The organism is Streptomyces sp. NBC_00239 (assembly GCF_036194065.1).
Classification (GTDB): Bacteria; Actinomycetota; Actinomycetes; order Streptomycetales; family Streptomycetaceae; genus Streptomyces.
The window spans coordinates 777,149-795,250 of sequence record NZ_CP108095.1 but is presented as its reverse complement, the minus strand read 5'-3'; the positions used below and the strand labels follow the sequence as shown (position 1 = coordinate 795,250).

14 protein-coding genes and 1 pseudogene are annotated in these 18,102 nt (G+C 71.2%); 10 read left to right on the top strand and 5 right to left on the bottom strand.

Going from position 1 to position 18,102, the window contains the following annotated elements:
* Positions 1-19 precede the first annotated feature (19 nt).
* The 3 genes from OG764_RS03590 to OG764_RS03580 all read right to left on the bottom strand — a co-directional run bounded on the left by OG764_RS03590 (position 20) and on the right by OG764_RS03580 (position 5,316).
* Positions 20-4,168: an nSTAND1 domain-containing NTPase gene (locus tag OG764_RS03590; RefSeq protein WP_328966904.1), complete on the bottom strand. Its 4,149-nt coding sequence runs from the start codon at positions 4,166-4,168 to the stop codon at positions 20-22.
* Positions 4,169-4,170: 2 nt separating this feature from the next.
* On the bottom strand, positions 4,171-4,524 hold the full coding sequence (locus tag OG764_RS03585) for a CU044_2847 family protein (RefSeq protein ID WP_328966903.1): 354 nt from the start codon (positions 4,522-4,524) through the stop codon (positions 4,171-4,173).
* A gap of 108 nt (positions 4,525-4,632) precedes the next feature.
* Positions 4,633-5,316 carry a spermidine synthase gene (locus tag OG764_RS03580; protein WP_328966902.1) on the bottom strand — a complete coding sequence of 228 codons (684 nt, stop codon included), beginning with the start codon at positions 5,314-5,316 and terminating at the stop codon, positions 4,633-4,635.
* Between the two features lie 186 nt (positions 5,317-5,502).
* On the opposite strand from OG764_RS03580, the pseudogene OG764_RS03575 reads away from it, so the two are divergent.
* The 4 genes and pseudogenes from OG764_RS03575 to OG764_RS03560 all read left to right on the top strand — a co-directional run.
* Positions 5,503-6,300: pseudogene (locus OG764_RS03575) on the top strand (hypothetical protein); the annotation flags it as partial.
* A 367-nt stretch (positions 6,301-6,667) separates the two neighbouring features.
* Positions 6,668-8,095, top strand: coding sequence for a lamin tail domain-containing protein (locus OG764_RS03570; protein ID WP_328966901.1), 1,428 nt, complete (start codon positions 6,668-6,670; stop codon positions 8,093-8,095).
* Between the two features lie 346 nt (positions 8,096-8,441).
* On the top strand, positions 8,442-8,795 hold the full coding sequence (locus tag OG764_RS03565) for a PRC-barrel domain-containing protein (RefSeq protein ID WP_328966900.1): 354 nt from the start codon (positions 8,442-8,444) through the stop codon (positions 8,793-8,795).
* A gap of 192 nt (positions 8,796-8,987) precedes the next feature.
* On the top strand, positions 8,988-10,070 hold the full coding sequence (locus OG764_RS03560) for a glycoside hydrolase family 26 protein (RefSeq protein ID WP_328966899.1): 1,083 nt from the start codon (positions 8,988-8,990) through the stop codon (positions 10,068-10,070).
* Here OG764_RS03560 and OG764_RS03555 read toward each other — a convergent pair.
* Positions 10,021-10,569, bottom strand: coding sequence for a GNAT family N-acetyltransferase (locus tag OG764_RS03555; RefSeq protein ID WP_328966898.1), 549 nt, complete (start codon positions 10,567-10,569; stop codon positions 10,021-10,023). The genes OG764_RS03560 and OG764_RS03555 overlap by 50 nt on opposite strands.
* A 113-nt stretch (positions 10,570-10,682) precedes the next feature.
* A complete protein-coding gene (locus OG764_RS03550; protein ID WP_328966897.1) occupies positions 10,683-13,586 on the bottom strand; it encodes a DUF11 domain-containing protein in 2,904 nt (967 codons plus the stop codon).
* 273 nt (positions 13,587-13,859) lie between these two features.
* Between OG764_RS03550 and OG764_RS03545 the strand changes: the two genes are divergently transcribed.
* The 6 genes from OG764_RS03545 (at position 13,860) to OG764_RS03520 (ending at position 18,083) form a co-directional block, all read left to right on the top strand.
* On the top strand, positions 13,860-14,408 hold the full coding sequence (locus OG764_RS03545) for a YciI family protein (protein ID WP_328966896.1): 549 nt from the start codon (positions 13,860-13,862) through the stop codon (positions 14,406-14,408).
* Positions 14,409-14,566: 158 nt separating this feature from the next.
* A complete protein-coding gene (locus tag OG764_RS03540; RefSeq protein ID WP_328966895.1) occupies positions 14,567-15,754 on the top strand; it encodes a glycoside hydrolase family 64 protein in 1,188 nt (395 codons plus the stop codon).
* 60 nt (positions 15,755-15,814) lie between these two features.
* Positions 15,815-16,198 carry a VOC family protein gene (locus OG764_RS03535; RefSeq protein ID WP_328966894.1) on the top strand — a complete coding sequence of 128 codons (384 nt, stop codon included), beginning with the start codon at positions 15,815-15,817 and terminating at the stop codon, positions 16,196-16,198.
* A gap of 288 nt (positions 16,199-16,486) precedes the next feature.
* A complete protein-coding gene (locus tag OG764_RS03530) occupies positions 16,487-16,981 on the top strand; it encodes an anthrone oxygenase family protein (RefSeq protein WP_328966893.1) in 495 nt (164 codons plus the stop codon).
* 18 nt (positions 16,982-16,999) lie between these two features.
* Positions 17,000-17,725: an NAD-dependent epimerase/dehydratase family protein gene (locus OG764_RS03525; RefSeq protein ID WP_328966892.1), complete on the top strand. Its 726-nt coding sequence runs from the start codon at positions 17,000-17,002 to the stop codon at positions 17,723-17,725.
* Positions 17,726-17,867: 142 nt separating this feature from the next.
* Entirely contained in the window at positions 17,868-18,083 is a 216-nt protein-coding gene (locus tag OG764_RS03520; RefSeq protein ID WP_328966891.1) for a hypothetical protein, read from the top strand.
* Positions 18,084-18,102: the final 19 nt, after the last annotated feature.

Below are 18,102 nucleotides of genomic sequence, written 5' to 3'. Positions count from 1 at the left end.
CCGCGCACCGCAGACGTCTTCAGTCCGCTGTGCAGACGGGGTCGCCGGACTGGCCCCGCAGATACGCCGTGCGTTCCGCCGGGGTGAGGTCGCGATCGACGGACTGGCAGATCTTCTTGATGGCCGCGGCGGGTGACGGGACGGCCACGTTCCACAGCCGGGCGGTCATGTCCATGCTGCCGGAGGCGATGGTGCGGCCGTTGGGGCTGAACACCACCGACCACACCTCATCGGAGTGTCCGATCAGCGTGGTGAGGGTCTTGCCCGAGCCGGTGTCCCAGAGCCGTACGGTCCCCTCGCTGCCACTGGTGGCCACCGTGCGGCCGTCGGGGCCGAACGTCACCGAGTCGACCTCGCTGTTGTGCCCGATCAGCGTGCCGCGGGTCTTGCCGGTCGTCGCGTCCCAGAGCCGCACGGTGCGGTCGTAACTGCCGGTGACCACGGTGTGTCCGTCCGGGCCGAAGGCCACCGAGGTCACCCGGTCGGTGTGCCCGGAGAGGGTTCTGAGGGCCTTGCCCGTTGCCACGTCCCACAGTCTCGCGGTGCGGTCGCCGCTGCCGGTGACCAGGGTGCGGCCGTCGGCGCTGATCGCCAGAGAGGTCAGGAAGGTGGTGTGCTCGCCCATCACGGTGGTGACCTTCCTGGTCGCGATGTTCCACAGTGCTGCGACCCCGTCGGAGTTGGCGGTCGCGAGGCTGTTCCCGTCGGGGGTGAACGCCACCGCGTTCACCTTGTCCGTGGGCACGTTCAACGTGGTGCGGACCGTGCCGCCGGCCACGTCCCACAGCTGCACGGCGCTGCCCCAGCCGCCGGTTGCGAGGGTCTTTCCGTCGGGACTGAAAGCCAACGCCAGCACAGTGCTGTCGAGCTTCAGCGTCCTGCGGGGTTTGCCGCCGGCCACGTCCCACAGCTTGATCGTCCCCTCGGCGCCGCCGGTGGCCAGAGTGCGGCTGTCGGGACTGAAGGCAACGGCCAGCACCGCGCCGGTGTGTCCCGTCAGAACGGTGCGGTCAGCCACGTCCCACAGCCGCGCGGTGCTGTCGTGACTGCCGGACGCTAGGGTGCGTCCGTCGGGGCTGAACGCCACCGATGTCACCTCGTTCGTGTGGCCGAGGAGAGTGGCGCGGACCGCTCCGGTCGTCACATCCCACACCTGCACGCTGTGCTCGGGACTGCCGGTGGCGAGCATCGTTCCGTCAGGGCTGAGCGCCATGGAGTTGACCCTCGCGTAGAACGTGCTGCGTGCCTTTCCGCTGGCCACGTCCCACAGCCCCAGCGACCCGTCGCCGTTCTCGGTGACGAGGGTGCGACCGTCGGGGCTGAACAGCACCGCCCCTACGCTGCCTTCCTGCTCGGGCAGTTTCCTGAGGCTGCTTCCGGAATCGGTGTCCCACAGGCGCGCGGTCGTGTCGTCGCCGCCGGTGGCGAGGGTCTGGCCGTCGGGGCTGAACGCCACCGTGCGGACGATGTCGGTGTGCTCGCGCAGGATGGCGCGGGACTTTCGCGTGGTCGTGTCCCACAGCCGCACGGTCGTGTCGTTGCTGCCGGTGGCCAGGGTGAGTCCGTCGGCGCTGAAGGCCACCGAATTCACCTGTTTGGTATGCCCGGTGAGCGTGGCGAGGGGCTTTCGGCCGGGCACGTCCCACAACCGGACGGGCCCCTCGTTGCTGCCGGTGGCGAGGATGCGGCCGTTAGGACTGAATGTCAGGGAGACCACGGCGAGATCCCCGTGGTCCAGTGTGGCGCGGGACTTTCCAGTGGTCGTGTCCCACAGCCGTACGGTGGCGTCGGAGCTCCCGCTGGCGAGAGTGCGTCCGTCGGGGCTGAACGCCACCGCGTACACGTTGTAGGCGTGGCCCGACAGGCGTCGGTGACGCGGAAGCATGGCGGCGTTGTTCACGCTTTCCACGGCTTCGGACGTGTGGCTGGTGCGATACGCCTGGACGGCCAGGAGCGAGGCGAGTTCGGGGTTCGAGGCAATGAGATTGCCGGATTGGGCGGCGAGTTGGCGGGACTGGGCCGCCTGACGTTCCGTGACCGCGGCCCGCCACTGCCAGAAGGCGCCGCCCGCCGCGACGAGGGCGAGGGCGAGCAGGGTGGCCAGGATCGTGTTGAGCCGTCTGCTGCGCCGAATGGCGGCCCGTTGGCGGTCTCGGCTGGCGGTGAGGAAGGCCGAGATGTCGCCCGGGAGGCGGTGTTTCTGCGACAGCTCGAGACCTTCTGCCAGGGCCGTGCCCCCGAGCAGGTCGCCCTGGTCGGCCTTGTCCGCCCACCGGACCTGCCGTTCCCTCGTCGCGTCCAGCCATTCGTGGAAACGTCGGTCTTGCCGCACCCAGTCGCGCAGCGTGCCCCAGTCGCGGATGAGTGCGTCATGGATCAGTTCGGCCACCGGCTCGCCGGGAGGTCCGTCGGGGGCCCGAGGGTCGCGGAGTGTCTGGGTGGTGATGATCCGGTGGCGCGTGAGCACGGCGAGGACGCCGTCGATGTCATTGCCGGCAGCCCCGTCGGGGTCCGCTGCCAGTTCGCGCAGTTCACCGAGCGGGACCTGCGCGCGGATGGGCGGAATACGGCGGCTGGGGTCGGCGGGGTGCACCAGCGAGGTCAGGATGCGGCGGGCGACCGGTCGTTGACCGGCGGAGAGTTCGTCAAGGGCGCTGTCGCACCAGGTGGTCAGGCTGCCGCTGACCGCTCCGATCTGCCGGTAGGCCTCGTGGGTGAGGTACCCGTCCTCTCGGCGGAGCCACAACTGGCTGAGGGTGAGCTCCAGCAGCGGGAGCACGGTCACGGACGCCTGCCGGGTGGGCTCCTCCTCCGGAGTGGAGGCAAGGACGTCGGTGACGATCTGCTCCGGCAGCCCCGGCTGGAATCGGAGGCCCACGTCACGGGCGGGGAGGGTGATGATGTCCTCCAGGTCCCGGTGGCTCAAGGTACCGGGCACGTTGAGGAGTCCCGGTGTTGCCCTTTCCAGCAGACCGGGGGCGAAGGCAGCCAGCTGGGGGTAGAAGTCGTCGCGCATGACCAGGATCACGCTGAGCCCGGTGTGGGAGTCGACCGCTTCGACGATCTGGTCCGTGAGGACCGTATGGTCGGCCCGCCGGCCGTCGACCGTCCGGTCGCCGTCGGCCGCCTGGGTGAAGAGCTCCTCGAACTGGTCGATGACCAGCAGGATGCGCTGGTGCTCGGATCCGCCCGCGAGCTGCCGGGAAACGGCCGCGCCGATCCCCTCCGCGCCGGCCCCGGCCAGCCCCGCACGCTCGATCTCCACCGCCAGGTCCTGTCGCGGCCGCGCGAGCACGGTCAGCCAGCTGTCACTGCCCGGTACCTTGCCCTCTGCCAGTGCGCGCAGTACCCCGGCCTGGATCAGCGACGACTTGCCCGATCCCGATGGCCCCAGGAGCAACGTCAGCCGCTGCTGGCGGGCCAGGTTGGTCACGACCTGCCGGACCGCGTCCTCCCGGCCCCGGAACCACCGGGCGTGCTCCTCGGTGAACGGCTCCAGGCCCCGGTACGGGCAGACGCCATGCTCCGTCAGCTCCGGCAGCACCTCTCGCAGCACCTGCGTCGGTGTGACGTACGCGACGCCCTGGCCCCGCTCGAACTGGTCGGGCGCGGCGATCTCGGTCACGATGCCGACGACCCGGGAGGTCATCTCGTCGAGAACGGGACCTCCGCTGAAGCCGGTGGTGAGGTCGTTCGCGGCGGTCAGCTGCAGGAGGGTACTCCGGCCCTGGGCGCCCGGCAGCAGATCGCCCGCGACACCGAAACCGAAGTGCCCCTCCGGCGGGGCCTGTGCGGGGAACCCGAAGGAGACCACCTGGTGGCCTCTGCACCCCTCCGCGGAACCGAGCGGCAGCGTCCGCGCACCGGCCGGCGCCCGGACGAGCCGGATGAATGCCACGTCCTCCCTCTCGACGGCACGCCACAGATCGACCGGGACGTGCCCCTCCAGGCGTTCAGCGCCCTCGACGTGGGGGAAATCCAGCAGAATAGTGCCACCAGGGCCGCTCCCTGCCGCCTCGACGACGTGCGCACACGTGACCACCACATTGTCTGCGACGAGGAAGCCCGCCCCGGTCACGGTGCCGTCCGGGGCGACGATCCGGGTCACCGCCGCGAGTAGATCCCACGAGGGACCGCCGCTGCCGTCCTTCCCCGTACCGGTCACCACGATCAACTCCCAGTCGGCTCTGTACGCCGGTGAACGGCGCTGTCACCGGTCCAGGACACGGTCACCCGCAAGTGGCAACCGGCCTGGCTCTTGGTGATCACCGCCCCGGCTTCGAATGCGAGGTCGATCCCGAACTCGATGGTGATCTGATCGGGGCAGGCCTTGCGCAACTGATCGAGGGCGGTGCGCGCGGCCGACGTGACCGGCTCCAGTGCGGCCTCCAGCGTCACCGGCAACTCGCGCACGGCATCGCCCATGCGGCCGGCCTTCACCGGGCCGTCCCACACGGCACCCGGTTGTTCGACCAGAATCGAGCCACCACCGGCCAGCGGAATCCGAGTCACTGGTGTCACCATGCCTCGTCCGCCTCTCGCGCCGACCCGCCACCGGGACGCCACCAGGCTTCACCGCACTGCCCCGCCCTGCATCCCGGGGCGGGCCGTACGCGTGAGACGGTGGGCCGGTCAGGCGGGGTTGCGGGCGAGGTGGACGGCGTCGGGGACGCCGCGGGCGACCGGCACCTCCTGCGTGTGTACGTCCTCGAACCCGGCTCGGCGCAGGGCGTCCTCGAAGGCGGGGGAGGGCTGCGCCGACCAGATGGCGAGGATCCCGCCGGGCGTCAGGCGGGTACGGCAGGCCGCGAGACCGGCCGGGGAGTACAGGCTGTCGTTGTCCTCGGTCACGGTCCAGTCGGGGCCGTTGTCGATGTCGAGGCAGAGCGCGTCGTACCGCTCGTCGGCCGTGTGCAGATGGACGTTGAGGTCGGTGTGCAGGACGGCGACCCGCGGATCGGCCAGGGCCGCCTCCGAGAATTCGCGCAGCGGCCCGGCGCGGTGCCAGTCGATGATGCCGCCCTCGCGTTCGGCGACGACGATCCGGGACCAGCGCGGCTGCGCGGCGGCATGGGCGAGGGAGAAGCCCACACCGAGCCCGCCGATCAGGACCGACGGCGCGGCGGCCGTCGTCCGGGCGAGGGCGGCGTCGATCAGGAGGCGTTCGGAACGCCCGTCGGAAGTGTCCATCAGGAAACAGCCGTTGACGATGATCTCGTACGTCCCCCCGCGGCGGCGCAGCACGACTTCTCCGTGCGGTCCGGTACGGCGGTCGAGGGTCAGCGGCGTTTCGGGTGCGGCGGCTTGGCGCGGCATGGGTGGTCCTTGTCCCTTCCTGTGATTGGACGATCACTCGTCTCTCCCCAACGACGTCGACTGCCCCCGGGTTCCACCCCGCCTCGGCCCGGCCACCCGTCGTCACCGTCGGGCGGGGGCGAAGCGGCCGCAGCGGGAGTGGTTCACGCCGGTGCCGCGGAAAACCTCTGGTTCGGGTGGGGCGGACGGGGTGCGGGTGCGGGGGACGGGACCGTCATCGTCCGGCTCGGGGCCCGCAGCCGGCTGTTGCTGGAAGTGGCCGAGGGACCGGACGGCTTCGGCCTGGTCTCCGTACGGAGCGCCACCGCGACCGCTCAGGGCGGTGACGGCTCCGCGCTGCCGGTCCTGCCCGATGCCGCGACCTGGGTGCTGCCCGACCTGGAACTGCTCCGAGCCGCGCAGATCGAGCCCGGACAACTGCATCCGCTCGTCGCCGCCGCGCTCGTACCGGACCGTGCACCGGGCCGACCGGCCCGACGGCCGGACCGGGCGGGGCAGCCGCACGTGGTGGAGTGCCGGGGAGACCGGCACCGGATCGGTCTGGTCGACGGCGTCCTCGCGGCCCTGGACCACGATCCGGTCGAGATCCGCCGCGAGGAGCTGCTGGCGGAGCTGACCGGCACCCCGCTCCCCTGCCTCCAGGCCATCGACACGGCCCACCGCGAGCCGGAGTGTCTCGACGGCATCCGCGAACGCCTGCGTCACGGAGACACCTCCGGCGCGCTGGACGTCGTGGAGGGGCTGTTGGGGCCCGCCGCCCTCCTGCGCAGCGGCGCTCTGCGGGACGCGCTGGAGGCGGCCGCGCAACAGCGCATCGCCTACGGGCTGTTCCGCGCCGGGCTCGACGCGGGTCCGCCCGGACCCGGATCCAACGGTGCGGACCGCGGCCGGGTCCGCTCTCGCCACGGCCGCCGGGGTCGCGACTCCGGTCGTGACCGTGACGGCCACCGGAGTGCGCGCCCGCGCCACGCGGTCATCAGCTGACCACCCCAGGGGCTCGCCGCTCGCGTACCCCTGCCTCCCCACTCCCGCACCGCAGCACCCTCCCCTCGCCATCGCCGCAACCTCCTCGAGGAGGATCCGCACTACGTCCCCGACCGGCCGCCGGCGTGGGCCCGCGTGGTGGAGATCGGCTGACGCCGGCCCGGGCGGTCCGCAGCGACGGCGGCGGTGTCGTCGCGGCGGCACTCTGGCACGATCCGGCCCCGCCTGCGAGGCTGAACCCGCGCCGGGTGAGCCCGTGGTCTGCCGTTCGGCCCGCGTTCACACGACGACGTGTCCGGCGCTCACCGGCGTTCGGTGGCGGCCGGGACGCTCGTGTCTCCCGCCACTCCTCTCAGGACGGACACCCGTGTTCGAAGCATGCGCCCCCCGGGGGCGTCGTCGCCTCGCCCTCCGCCGCGCCGCCGTCGCCGGCTCCACGCTGGCCGCCGCCGCGGCACTGCTCGTGCCGGCCGCCCACGCGGCCCCCGCCGACGACATCCGGATCAACGAGGTGGTGACGACCGGCAGCGTCGACGACTCGATCGAGCTGTACAACAAGGGCGCGGCCACGGTCGACATCTCGGGCTGGATCCTCAAGGACGACAACGCGAGCTCCAAGTTCACGGTCCCGGCCGGCACGACGCTCGCCCCGGGCGCGGTCCGCGCGTTCGACGTGGACGCGGCGTTCGGCCTCGGCTCCAGCGACAAGGCCCGCCTCTACCTGCCGAACGGCAGCACCCTGGTCGACAGCCACACCTGGACCAGCCACTCCGCCCCCTCCTGGTCACGCTGTCCGGACGGCACCGGCGCCTTCGGCAAGGCGGCCCTCACGCTCGGCGCGCCCAACAACTGCGGATCCGGGGGCGGGACGAACCCCGTGGCCTGGCCCGGCGGCAGCTCGGTGGCGACGGCCGACGGCACCGACGTCTTCGGCGAGGACCTCAGCGGCCTGTACCAGGAAGGCGCCGTCCTGTGGGGCGCCCAGAACACCGGCAAGCTGTGGCGGCTGGTCCGCGACGGCTCCGGCGGCTGGCGTCCGGACACGGCGAACGGCTGGACCTCCGGCAAGACCCTGCGCTACCCCGGCGGCTCGGGCAGCCCCGACAGCGAGGCCGTGACCCTCACCGAAGCGGGCGCCGCGGGTGGCGCGTACGTCGCGACCGAGCGCAACGGCGACGCCTCCGGGACGAGCCGCCTGTCGGTCCTGCGCTACGACGTCGCCACCGGCACCGGCGGCAGCCTGACCGCCGCCAAGGAGTGGAACCTGACCGCCGGACTGCCCGCGGTGGGGTCCAACCTCGGCTTCGAGGCGATCACCCGGATCCCGGACGCCGCCCTCGTCGCGGCGGGCTTCAAGGACGAGTCGACCGGCGCCGCGTACGACCCCGGCCGGTACGGCGCGCACACCGGCGGGGTCTTCTTCCTCGGGCTGGAGGGCACCGGCACGGTCTACGGGTTCGTGCTCCAGGACAGCGGCGCCGCCACCCGGGTCGCCACGATCGGCAGCGGCATGGCGGGCGTGATGGAGCTGCAGTGGGAGCCGCAGGCCGCGCGGCTGTGGGTGCTCTGCGACGACACGTGCGGGGGCCAGCACCGCACCATGAAGATCGGCACCGCCGGCACCTTCGGCATCGCCGCCGTCCTCAACCGTCCGACCGGCATGGCCGACCTCAACAACGAGGGCTTCGCTCTCGCCGGGGCGGACGAATGCGTCGCCGGCACCAAGCCCGTGTACTGGGCCGACGACAGCAACACCGGCGGCCACGCCCTCCGCAGGGGCACCATCGCCTGCTGAGCCCTCCCACCGATCCGGGTGCCCTCCCGCACCGATCCGGGTGCCCGGCCGATGACGGGCCGGGCACCCGGCCCGTCGATGTCCAGGGCACGCCGCGGTGGCGGTCCAGGGCACGCCGCAGTGGCCGGGAGGCGGACAACGGCAGCCTCGTTCCGGCCTCCGCCTCCCGTACGCGGCGCCTTTCCGTTCAGCCCGCCCCCAAACCCCCGGGGCGCCGGCCGGGCCCCCGAGCCGAGCCCGGCCCGCCCGACCGCTCGCCGCGGTCCGCCCCGCCCGCCACGGTGCGTGCGCCGCCCCGGCGCGGGTAGGCGCCACGGAGCAGCACGACCGAGCGAGGCGAGCAGCCATGACGAACGCAGACATCTGGGGCTACCGGGCCGAGTCCGGCTACGAGACGGGCACCGACCTGATCGGATACAAGGTCGAGGCGACCGACGGGAGCATCGGCAAGGTCGACGAACACACCGACGAAGCGGGCGCCGGCTACCTCGTCGTCGACACCGGCGTATGGATCTTCGGCAAGCACGTCCTGCTCCCGGCCAGCACCATCGGGAGCGTCGACCGCGAGAACGAAACCGTCCACGTCAACCGTACGAAGGACCAGATCAAGGACGCGCCCGAGTTCGAGCGCGAAACGCAGCCCCGGGACTCCGGCTACCTGGAGCAGTTCGCCAAGTACTACGGCATGCCGCACATGTGAATCCCGGGGGGTCCGGGGGGCCGTGGTCAGGAGGGGCCGGTAGGAGGGGCCGGTTTCACCCGGTCGGGTCAGGGGAGGCCGAACGGCTGCCGCGTATGGCCCAGCACAGGGGCTCCGGACAGGCCGTGAGGGGGATGAGCTGTCTAACGTCGCTCCCGGACACATCGGGTTCGCGAAGCGTCTGGAGAGGTCATGCCCCATCGACGCCGCCGGCTGGCGGGCGCCTGCATCGGTACGGTCGTGGCCGGCCTGATCGCCACCGGGGGTTCCCTCGCCCCGCCGCCGCAAGAGACCACCGGCAGGACGGCCACCGGCAGCACGGCGGCCGGCACCACCGGCGCCGGGAGCACCGGTGTCGGGACCCGGACCGCGGTGGGTGCCTACCTGCACTACGGCTCGCCCGGAGTCGCCCGGATGCGGGACCTCTCGCACTGGCTCGGAGGCGCCGAGCTGCGGGCCGGGCACACCTACCTGCCCGGCGACACCTGGACGAACATCGAGGGGGCACCCGCCTCCCTGAGCAGCTGGGCACGGTGGCGCACGGCGCGAGCCGATCGGCTGTTCGTCCTGAACGTGCCCATGCTGGCGCGGAACGAGGCCGGCGTCCCCGACCACCAGGTCGCCGAGCTGCTGCGTGCCGGCGCGGAAGGCGCGTACGACCACCACTTCCGGCGGCTGGCCCGGCGGCTGGTCGCCCTCGGGGTGCCGGACACGGTGATCGTGCTCGGCTGGGAGATGAACGGCTTCCAGTACACCCACCGGTGCAAGCCCGACCCCGAGAGCTGGAAGGAGTACTGGCGGCGCATCGTGACCGCCATGCGCACGGTCCGGGGGCAGCGGTTCCGGTTCGACTTCGCGCCCAACCGCGGCATTGACGCGATCGCCTGGACCAGGTGCTACCCCGGTGACGACGTGGTCGACATCGTCGGCATGGACTCCTACGACCAGCCGCCCGGACACAGCTTCCACGAGCAGGTCACCCAGCGGTACGGGCTCCGGCAGCACGTCGACTTCGCGAGGGCGCACGGCAAGCGGATCTCGTACCCCGAGTGGGGGCTGTTCCGCAACGGCGACAACCCCGCGTACATGCGGGACATGCTGGAATGGATCGCCGAGCACAAGCCGCTGTACCACAGCATCACCGACTACTGCCCGCACGGCGTGTGGCAGTGCACCGAGAACCCGCGCTCCGCACGGGTGTTCCGTGACTTCCTGTCCACCCGGCCTAGATCTCGGGAAGTGACGGGTCGGGCGTCCAGGGAGTGGGCGCGGTGATGGCCCACCGCTCGTGGTCGCGCCAGGCCCCGTCGATGTAGAGATAGGCGGGCGACAGACCTTCGTAACGGAAGCCCAGGCGCCGGACCAGGCCCAGGGACGCCTTGTTCGCAGGCTGGACGTTCGCCTCCAGCCGGTGGAGCCGCAGGTCGTCGAAGGCGTGCCGCAGGGTGGCGGCGAGCCCTTCGGCCATGTAACCCCGCCCCGCGGACGGGGCGAAGGCCGCGTAGCCGAGGGATGCGCCCTGGTAGCGGCCCCTGATGATCGAGTTGATGTTGATCGTGCCGGCCGCCGCACCGGTCTCCCGGACACGTATCAGGAAGCCCCGGTTGGTGCCGTCCGCGAAGCGGCCCATCCAGTCCTGGAAGGCGTCCGCGGTCGCCGGCAACTGCATCCACGGCAAATGGAGTGCGGTGCTGGCCCTGACCAGCGAGCAGAACTCGTCCTGGTCGGCGAGGGTGAGCGGGCAGAGTTCGACGCGTGAGGGCGTGGAGGACATGGGCCCCATAGTAGGACGCTCTGATCAGGGCCGAGGCCCCGTACCCGGCCGGTGGGGCACGGGTACGGGGCCTCGGAGCCGGCTGCCGCGGAGGGCCGGCCGGCGAGCGGGTGTCAGTACCGCTCGATCCTGTTGTTGTTGATGTCGTCCAGCACGCCGATGATCCTGCTGTACCGCTGCGCGTTGGCGGGGTTCGACGGCAGGAGCAGGGTGTCCTGCGCGTAGATCACGGCGTCGCGCACGGTGTGCAGGCCGAGCAGTTGCGTCGTCCTCGACGAGATGGCCGTGCCGGCGTTGATGCGCCGGCCCGCGAGGTTGAAGTAGACGCCGATGAGCTGCTTGCCCAGGATGCTCTTCGGCGCGTTGCTGTCGGTGAACGCCCCGGCGACCTCGGCGGGCGACAGGGCCCCGTTCCCGTCGGTGTCGTACCGCTGGTCGGTCGCCTGGATGCGGGCCAGGAACTCGGCGGTCCACAGCGCCTCGTGGGTCCTCCAGAAGCCCTGGGACAACGGGTCGCGGGTGGGTGGCACGACCGTGATGGTGGTGGTGGCCGAGTCCGTGACCGGTGCGAACGTGCACGCCCCGGCGGCGTTCCGGTAGCTCACGGACACGGTGTCGGTGTACGTGGTGCCCGCCAGTGCGAGGAGCGTCGGCCGCGCAGTGAAGACGATCTGCCCGCCGGACGAGGCCGGCAGGCTGCCCGCGTTCCAGACGAGGGTCCGGGTGCCGTCGTTGTTGAGCGTCACCGAACTCGGCTTGGGGCCGGAGCCCAGGTCGAGCGCCGGGCTGTAGTACACGCCGGCCGGCAGCGTGTCGGTGAGGGTGACCCCGGAGGCACCGCCGCTGCCGGTGTTCGCGTAGGTGAGGGTGTACGTGATGGCCTGGCCCGCGTTGACGGTGCCGGTGGCCGTCTTGTCCACGGTCAGGACCGGGGCGTGCACGGTGGTGGTGGCCCGCGCCGTGTTGTCGTCGGTGTACGGGTCGGGCACGCCGTCGGTGTCGGTGCCGGTGACCGTGACGCGGTTGGTGAGGACCGTGCCGTCGGCCGTGGTGCACGGCACCAGGTAGCTGAAGGCCGGCGTGACGGCGACGGAGGCGCCGTTCGGCAGGTCGGCCGGCGAGCGCTGCTCGGTGCTGCCGTCGGGCAGGGTGTCGTCGACGTGGATGTGGGTGGCGGTGCCGGGTCCGAGGTTGGTCACGGTGGTCGTGTAGTGCACGGTGTCGCCGCCGGCCGCGTCGGCGCGGTCGGCGGACTTGGCGATCGCCAGGTCGGCCTTCTGCGACTTGGCGAGCATCTCCTGCTCCGTCAGCTCCGAAGGCACGTCCGGCCGTGCGCCGTCGGCGAAGAACGCGGCGTTGAGACGCGGGTCGTACTGGATGTTGGCCCAGTCGTCGTGCCCGTCCAGGGACTCGCTGGGCTTGACGTCCTTGCAGTCATTGACGGACGTGATGCGGTTGATGTCCGCGGGGGCGCTGGTTTCCGTGGTGCTGCCGTTCCCGTTCCAGTCGATCGGGCCGTTCGTGGCGGGTGCGACCCGGACCTTGCCGCCCACCCCGTAGATCGTGCTGCGGGCGGGGTTGGCGGGCGTCCCGTACACGCCGTTGTTCTCGTTGAGGCCGGCCTCGTTGAGCACCGTGGCCGGTGTGGTCCCGAGGGCCGTGCCCTTGGCCGTGCTGCTGTAGTCGAGGGGTCGGGAGGGGTCGTCGTCCGCGAACTGGAGCGTGTAGTTCATCACGCTGAGGTAGTTGGGCTTGCAGTTGGTGGCGTCGTCGCCGCCGTGACCCAGGCCGAGCGTGTGCCCGAGCTCGTGCATGAAGGTGGCGGCTTCGGCGTTCCTCCGTCCCCCGGCGTTGGCGATCGCCCCGGTGCCCCAGGTGCCGAGCGTCACGATGAAGTCGTTGCCGCCCCGGGGCGCGGTGGCGGTCCACTCCGAACTGCCGGACGATTTGGGCGCCTCGGAGAAACTGTTCCCGAAGATCATGTAGCGGAATGACGCGCGCTTGGCGCCGAGGATGTTCGCGCAGTTCGGGCTGGAACGGTCGGCTGCCGCGCCGAAGAACCCGTCACAAGGAGCGGTCGGATTACCGCTCTTGAGGTCGTTGAAGTCGTCCAGCGCGCCGGGGCCGTTGGTGCGCCACAGGAAGGACGCCACGGTCGTGACGGCTTCGCCTTCCATGGCGTGGAGGCTCACGCCCCGGAATTTGGTCTTGCTCGCATCCGACGGATCGGGATACGAGTCGACCGGCGCCTCGGCGAACGCCTTCACGACGTCGGCGAGAGCCCCGGCCTGCGGCTTGGTCGCGGTCATGTAGTCCGCTTCGACGAACAGGTCCTTGCGGTACGGGACGGCACCGTACGGCGCGTCCCCCAGCGGCAGGTCGACGTTTCCGTCACCGTCGAAGTCGTAGCCCCGGCCGGCGACCTCCCACGTGTTCATGAGGCCGTCGCCGTCGCTGTCCGCGCTGTTCGCCAGGTTGATGCAGGACGGTGTGGTGATGGAGAAGTACCCCCGGGCCGTGTCCTCCCCGGTGCCCTCGCTCTCCCCGGCGAGGGTCGGTACTTCCGCTCCCTGTTGGCGGGTCAGACCACCACCGGTGAACGTGCAGGTGGTCAGATCGAATTTCAGGTCCAGGGAATTGCCGGAGCCGACCCACCTGATGGGGTCGTCGGCACTCAGGTCGTCCTGGTCCCACAGCTCCATGTGGATGTCGACGGGGTTGTGACTGGTGTCCACGGTCGCCGTCCGGACCCAATTGGTCCTGAAGTCGCCGCCGTGGGCACAGCAGTAGTCGTCCTTTCCGTCGAACAGCCCCTGATGGTCGATTTCGAATTTCGGATAGTAGTCGTTTCCGCACGCCTCACCGGCTCCCTCGTCACACGAGAGCTCGACAACCCGGTACAGGCGTACGGTGATTTCCTCGGTGGCGGCGTGGGCGGAAGTGGTGCCGGCAGCCACCCCCACCAGCATGAGCAGCAGTGCGGCCAGCAAGCGGGCGCACAGACCAACCTTCGACATTCGATGGTCCTCCTCAAGGCCTCACGGCCAGAGCGATAGAGGAGCGGATGTTTTGCCGATGCTTTCACCGACCATCCGGGGCGGAAAGGCCAACACGCTTTGACCGTCGGGACGGCTTTCGGCCGGGGCGCATTCGGGTCGAAATCCCGAGGATCATCGGATCGTTGGCTGATGTGGCGAGGCGGCCGCGGTCGGCGGCCGGGGTCCGGCGGGGACGGCGGTGGCGGAAGGATCCTGTTGATCCACGGCTGGTTGTCGGGGAGAGTCCGGCTCATGGAATTCTTCTGCTATCACCGCGACCGCCCGGGATCGATGTCTCTGCGCATGGAGCTGCTGGAACGGCACTGGTCGTACATGGACCGGTACGAGGAAGAGCTGATCGCCCGGGGCCCGACCTTCGTCTCCGGCGGCGAAGCACCCAGCGGCAGCGTGCACATCGTCGACCTGCCCGATGCCGCCGCCGCGCGCGCGTTCGCGTTCGACGAGCCCGGCTACCAGGCCGGCGTGTACCGGGACGTGCTCCTGCACCGGTGGCGCAACCTGCTCGGGCGGACCATGTGGGACTTCCCCGGCGGCCGGACCGACGGCGACCGGTGGCTGGTCCTCGGCCTCGGCACGGGGAAGGCGGCAGACCTCGAAGTGCCGCCCGGCCGGGACGACCTGATCGCGTACGGGCCGCTGCTGTCCGACGACGGCGCCACCTGGCTGGGTACGGCCGCGCTGGTCCGGGCCCCGGACCCCGACACTGCGCGCGCCGCCCTGACCCCGGACGCGTACGCCGAAGTCGAGCTGCACGCGTGGGAGTTCGGCGGACGCAGGTGAGCCCGGGCCGATCCCGCGGATCCGGTGCCGGTCCTGCACCGGTCCGGTGAGGGCAGGGGGATCCGGGCGTCGGGGCTCTGTCGGGTTCATTGACAGACGATGGCCGGAGCCGGACTCTGAGAGCGCTCTCAGGATCCCCCCACCCAAGGAGGAGAGCCGTGCTCCGCTTATCGAAAGTGGTTGCTTCCGGCATCTCGGGGCTGGTGATCGCGGCCGGCCTGACACTGCTCGGTCCGTCGCCCTCCGCCGAGGCCGTACCCGCGACCATCCCGCTCACGATCAAGAACAGCTCGGGGCGCGCCGAGCCGGTCTACATCTACAACCTGGGCACGCTGCTCACGACGGGCCAACAGGGCTGGGCCGACGCCAACGGCACCTTCCACCCCTGGCCCGCGGGCGGCAATCCCCCCACCCCCGCGCCCGACGCCTCGATCACGGGTCCCGCCAACGGACAGAGCAAGACGATCCGGATGCCCAAGTTCTCCGGACGCGTCTACTTCTCCATCGGCCAGAAGATCGTCTTCAAGCTGACCACGGGCGGCCTGGTGCAGCCCGCCGTGCAGAACCCCTCCGACCCCAACCGCAACATCCTGTTCAACTGGTCCGAGTACACGCTCAACGACGCCGGCCTGTGGATCAACAGCACCCAGGTCGACATGTTCTCGGCTCCCTACGCGGTGGGTGTGAAGGCGGCCAACGGTACGGTCGCCACCACCGGACGGCTCAAGCCGGGCGGCTACAACGCCGTCTTCGGCCAGCTGCGTTCGGCGGGATGGGGCGGGTTGATCCAGAACCGCCCCGACGGCACGCCGCTGCGCGCGCTCTCGCCCGGCCACGGCATCGAGGCGGGCGGCATCCCGGCCGGCGTCATGGACGACTACATCAACCGGGTCTGGAGCACGTACGGCTCCGGCACGCTCACCGTGACGCCGTTCGCGAACCAGCCGAACACCAAGTACTTCGGCCGCGTCTCGGGCAACGTCATGAACTTCACCAACAGCTCGGGAGCGGTCGTCACCAGCTTCCAGAAACCGGACTCCGACAGCGTCTTCGGCTGCTACAAGCTCCTGGACGCGCCCAACGACCTCGTGCGCGGTCCGATCTCCCGCACGCTGTGCGCGGGGTACAACCGGTCGACGCTCCTGACCAACCCCCACCAGCCCGACCCGAACGGCGCCGGCTTCTACCGCGATGCCGTCACCAACCACTACTCCCGCATCATCCACGGGCAGATGGCCGACGGTAAGGCCTACGGCTTCGCCTTCGACGACGTGGGCGCCCACGAGTCGCTGGTCCACGACGGCAACCCGCAAGAGGCCTTCATGACCCTCGAGCCGTTCAACTAGACCCCTCCTCCGGGTCGTCGCGCCCGGTCACGCCTGGCCCGCGTCCGTACACTGGCGGGCATGGCATGCCGCATCAGCGAACTGGTCATCGACTGCGCAGACCCCGAACGGCTGGCCGTCTTCTGGAGCGGGGTACTCGGCTACGTCGAACTCGGCCGGGAGGACGACGGAAGCATCGAGATCGGGCCGCCCGACGCCGGCTTCGGCGGCCCTCAGCCCACCCTCGTCCTCAGCCCCGGCGGCGCCCCCCGGGCCGGGAAGCTCCGCCTGCACATCGACGTCAACCCCACCGACCGCGATCAGGACGCCGAGCTGGCGCGTCTGCTCGACCTCGGCGCCAGGCCCGCCGACGTCGGCCAGAACGGCACGGAGGGCTGGCACGTCCTGGCCGACCCGGAAGGCAACGAGTTCTGCCTCCTGCGGAGGCGTCTCCAGCCGCTGTGACCCGGTGCCTCCCGCCCCGACCGCCGGGCCCGCGCACACCCCCGTTGGAGTGCGCGGGCCCGGCGCCCCGGGGGAGGGAGCGGCCGCGGCCCGGGCGGCCAGGGGTTGTGGAACGCGACCTCCGGGTTGGCGGTCGCTTTTCGGCCGGTGGCCCGCCATCGCTGTACCGGTGTGCCATCGGCCGCCGTACACGGGTGGTCACCTCCCGTCCGCGGGGTAAGACGGACGGACAGCCGACCGAGCCTCTGGAGCATGTCCCCGGCGCGCCGCCTCCGGTGTGATGGGGACATGGAAAACAAAGTCACCTTCTCCCTGGTCCTGCTCTCCGCCCTGGCCGCGGGGCTCGTCGCAGGAGTCTTCTACGCGTTCTCCACCGGCGTGATGCGCGCCCTCGGGGCACTGCCCCCGAAGGACGGGATCGCGGCGATGCAGCAGATCAACCTCGCCGTGATCAACCCGCTGTTCCTCGGTGCCTTCATGGGCGCGGCGGCCCTCGCCCTCGCGTCCGGCGTCCACTCGGTCACGCACTGGAGACAGCCGGGGTCGGGCTGGCTGCTTGCCGGGGCACTGGCGTACCTCATCGGTTCCTTCCTCTGGACCGTCGCCTTCCACATCCCCCGCAACGACGCCCTCGCCGCCCTGGATCCGTCCGCGCCGGGCAGCGTTCAGCCGTGGCTGGACTACGTGCGGGTCTGGACGGCGGGCAACCACGTCCGCGCCGCGGCCGCGCTGGTCTCCTCGGCCTGCTTCATCATGGCCTTGGCCACGCGCCGGGCGGTCTGAGCCTGTTAGTTTCGCGTCATGCGCGTACTGGTGATTGGCGGTTCGGGGTATGTGGCCGGTCTGATGACACCGGCTCTGGCGGAGCGGCACGAGGTGCGCGTACTGGACCCGCGACCTCCCGAGGGCCCCTGCGAGCACGTGCCGGGAACTGCCGACGATCCGGCGGCACTGGCCCGTGCCATGGACGGCGTCGACGTGGTCGTCCACGCCGCGATCGCCCCCGTCGGCGACGACGGATTCGCCTACGCGGCGCGGGCGTTCGACGTCAACGTGTCCTCGGTGCACCTGGCGCTGCTGGCCGCGCACCAGGCCGGGGTCCGGCACGTCGTGTTCCTCAGCAGCCTGTCCGTCTACCGGGACTTCGTCGACCGCCCCCTGGACGAGTCCGTACCGGCCGACGCCACCGATCTCTACGGGCTCACGAAACGCCTGGCGGAGCAGGTGTGCGAGGCCGCGACCCGCGAATGGGACCTTTCGGTGACCGTGCTCCGGCTGGCCTGGCCCACCACGGACGAGGCCTGGCCGCTGTGGGCACTGCCCGGCGCCTCGACCTCGGTACACCGGGCGGCCGACGGCACACCGCTGCCCGCGCTCGCGGCGGGCGACCTCGCGCGGGCCGTACTCGCCGCGCTGGAGCACCGCGCCGGCTACGACCTCTTCCACATCACCGGTGACGACTCCGGCCGGTGCTGGAACCAGGCCAAGGCCCGCGACCGCCTCGGCTGGAAGCCCGTACGACACTGAACCCACGCCGGTCGCGACCGCCGGGGCGTACGGCCCAAGCTCTGAACTCGCTCAAGTCGGGTTCCGCCGACGGCCCGCGGCGGGCATCGTCCCCCCAACACGCACGTGACCGCACGCGTGACCGACACCTCTGGGGGCACACATGCCGGACTTCCTGATCATGGCCGGGGTCCTCGCGATCGGCTTGCTCGGCGCCGCGACGGGCGGCCAGAAGCGGAAGGGCGGGGGCGGCTTCTGGAGCGGCGGCAGTGGCGGTGGCAGCAGCTTCTGGGGCGGCGACGACTCGTCCTCGTGCGGCGGCGGAGGAGGATCGTGCGGGGGCGGCGGAGGCTGCGGCGGCGGTGGCGGCGGCGACTGACCGAGACCGCGACGCCGGC

Coding starts and splice junctions, on each gene's coding strand:
- OG764_RS03530 (WP_328966893.1), top strand. CDS start 16,487: ATGGAAAACAAAGTCACCTTCTCCCTGGTCCTGCTCTCCGCCCTGGCC.
- OG764_RS03535 (WP_328966894.1), top strand. CDS start 15,815: ATGGCATGCCGCATCAGCGAACTGGTCATCGACTGCGCAGACCCCGAA.
- OG764_RS03550 (WP_328966897.1), bottom strand. CDS start 13,586: ATGTCGAAGGTTGGTCTGTGCGCCCGCTTGCTGGCCGCACTGCTGCTC.
- OG764_RS03560 (WP_328966899.1), top strand. CDS start 8,988: ATGCCCCATCGACGCCGCCGGCTGGCGGGCGCCTGCATCGGTACGGTC.
- OG764_RS03565 (WP_328966900.1), top strand. CDS start 8,442: ATGACGAACGCAGACATCTGGGGCTACCGGGCCGAGTCCGGCTACGAG.
- OG764_RS03555 (WP_328966898.1), bottom strand. CDS start 10,569: ATGTCCTCCACGCCCTCACGCGTCGAACTCTGCCCGCTCACCCTCGCC.
- OG764_RS03545 (WP_328966896.1), top strand. CDS start 13,860: ATGGAATTCTTCTGCTATCACCGCGACCGCCCGGGATCGATGTCTCTG.
- OG764_RS03580 (WP_328966902.1), bottom strand. CDS start 5,316: ATGCCGCGCCAAGCCGCCGCACCCGAAACGCCGCTGACCCTCGACCGC.
- OG764_RS03520 (WP_328966891.1), top strand. CDS start 17,868: ATGCCGGACTTCCTGATCATGGCCGGGGTCCTCGCGATCGGCTTGCTC.
- OG764_RS03525 (WP_328966892.1), top strand. CDS start 17,000: ATGCGCGTACTGGTGATTGGCGGTTCGGGGTATGTGGCCGGTCTGATG.
- OG764_RS03585 (WP_328966903.1), bottom strand. CDS start 4,524: ATGGTGACACCAGTGACTCGGATTCCGCTGGCCGGTGGTGGCTCGATT.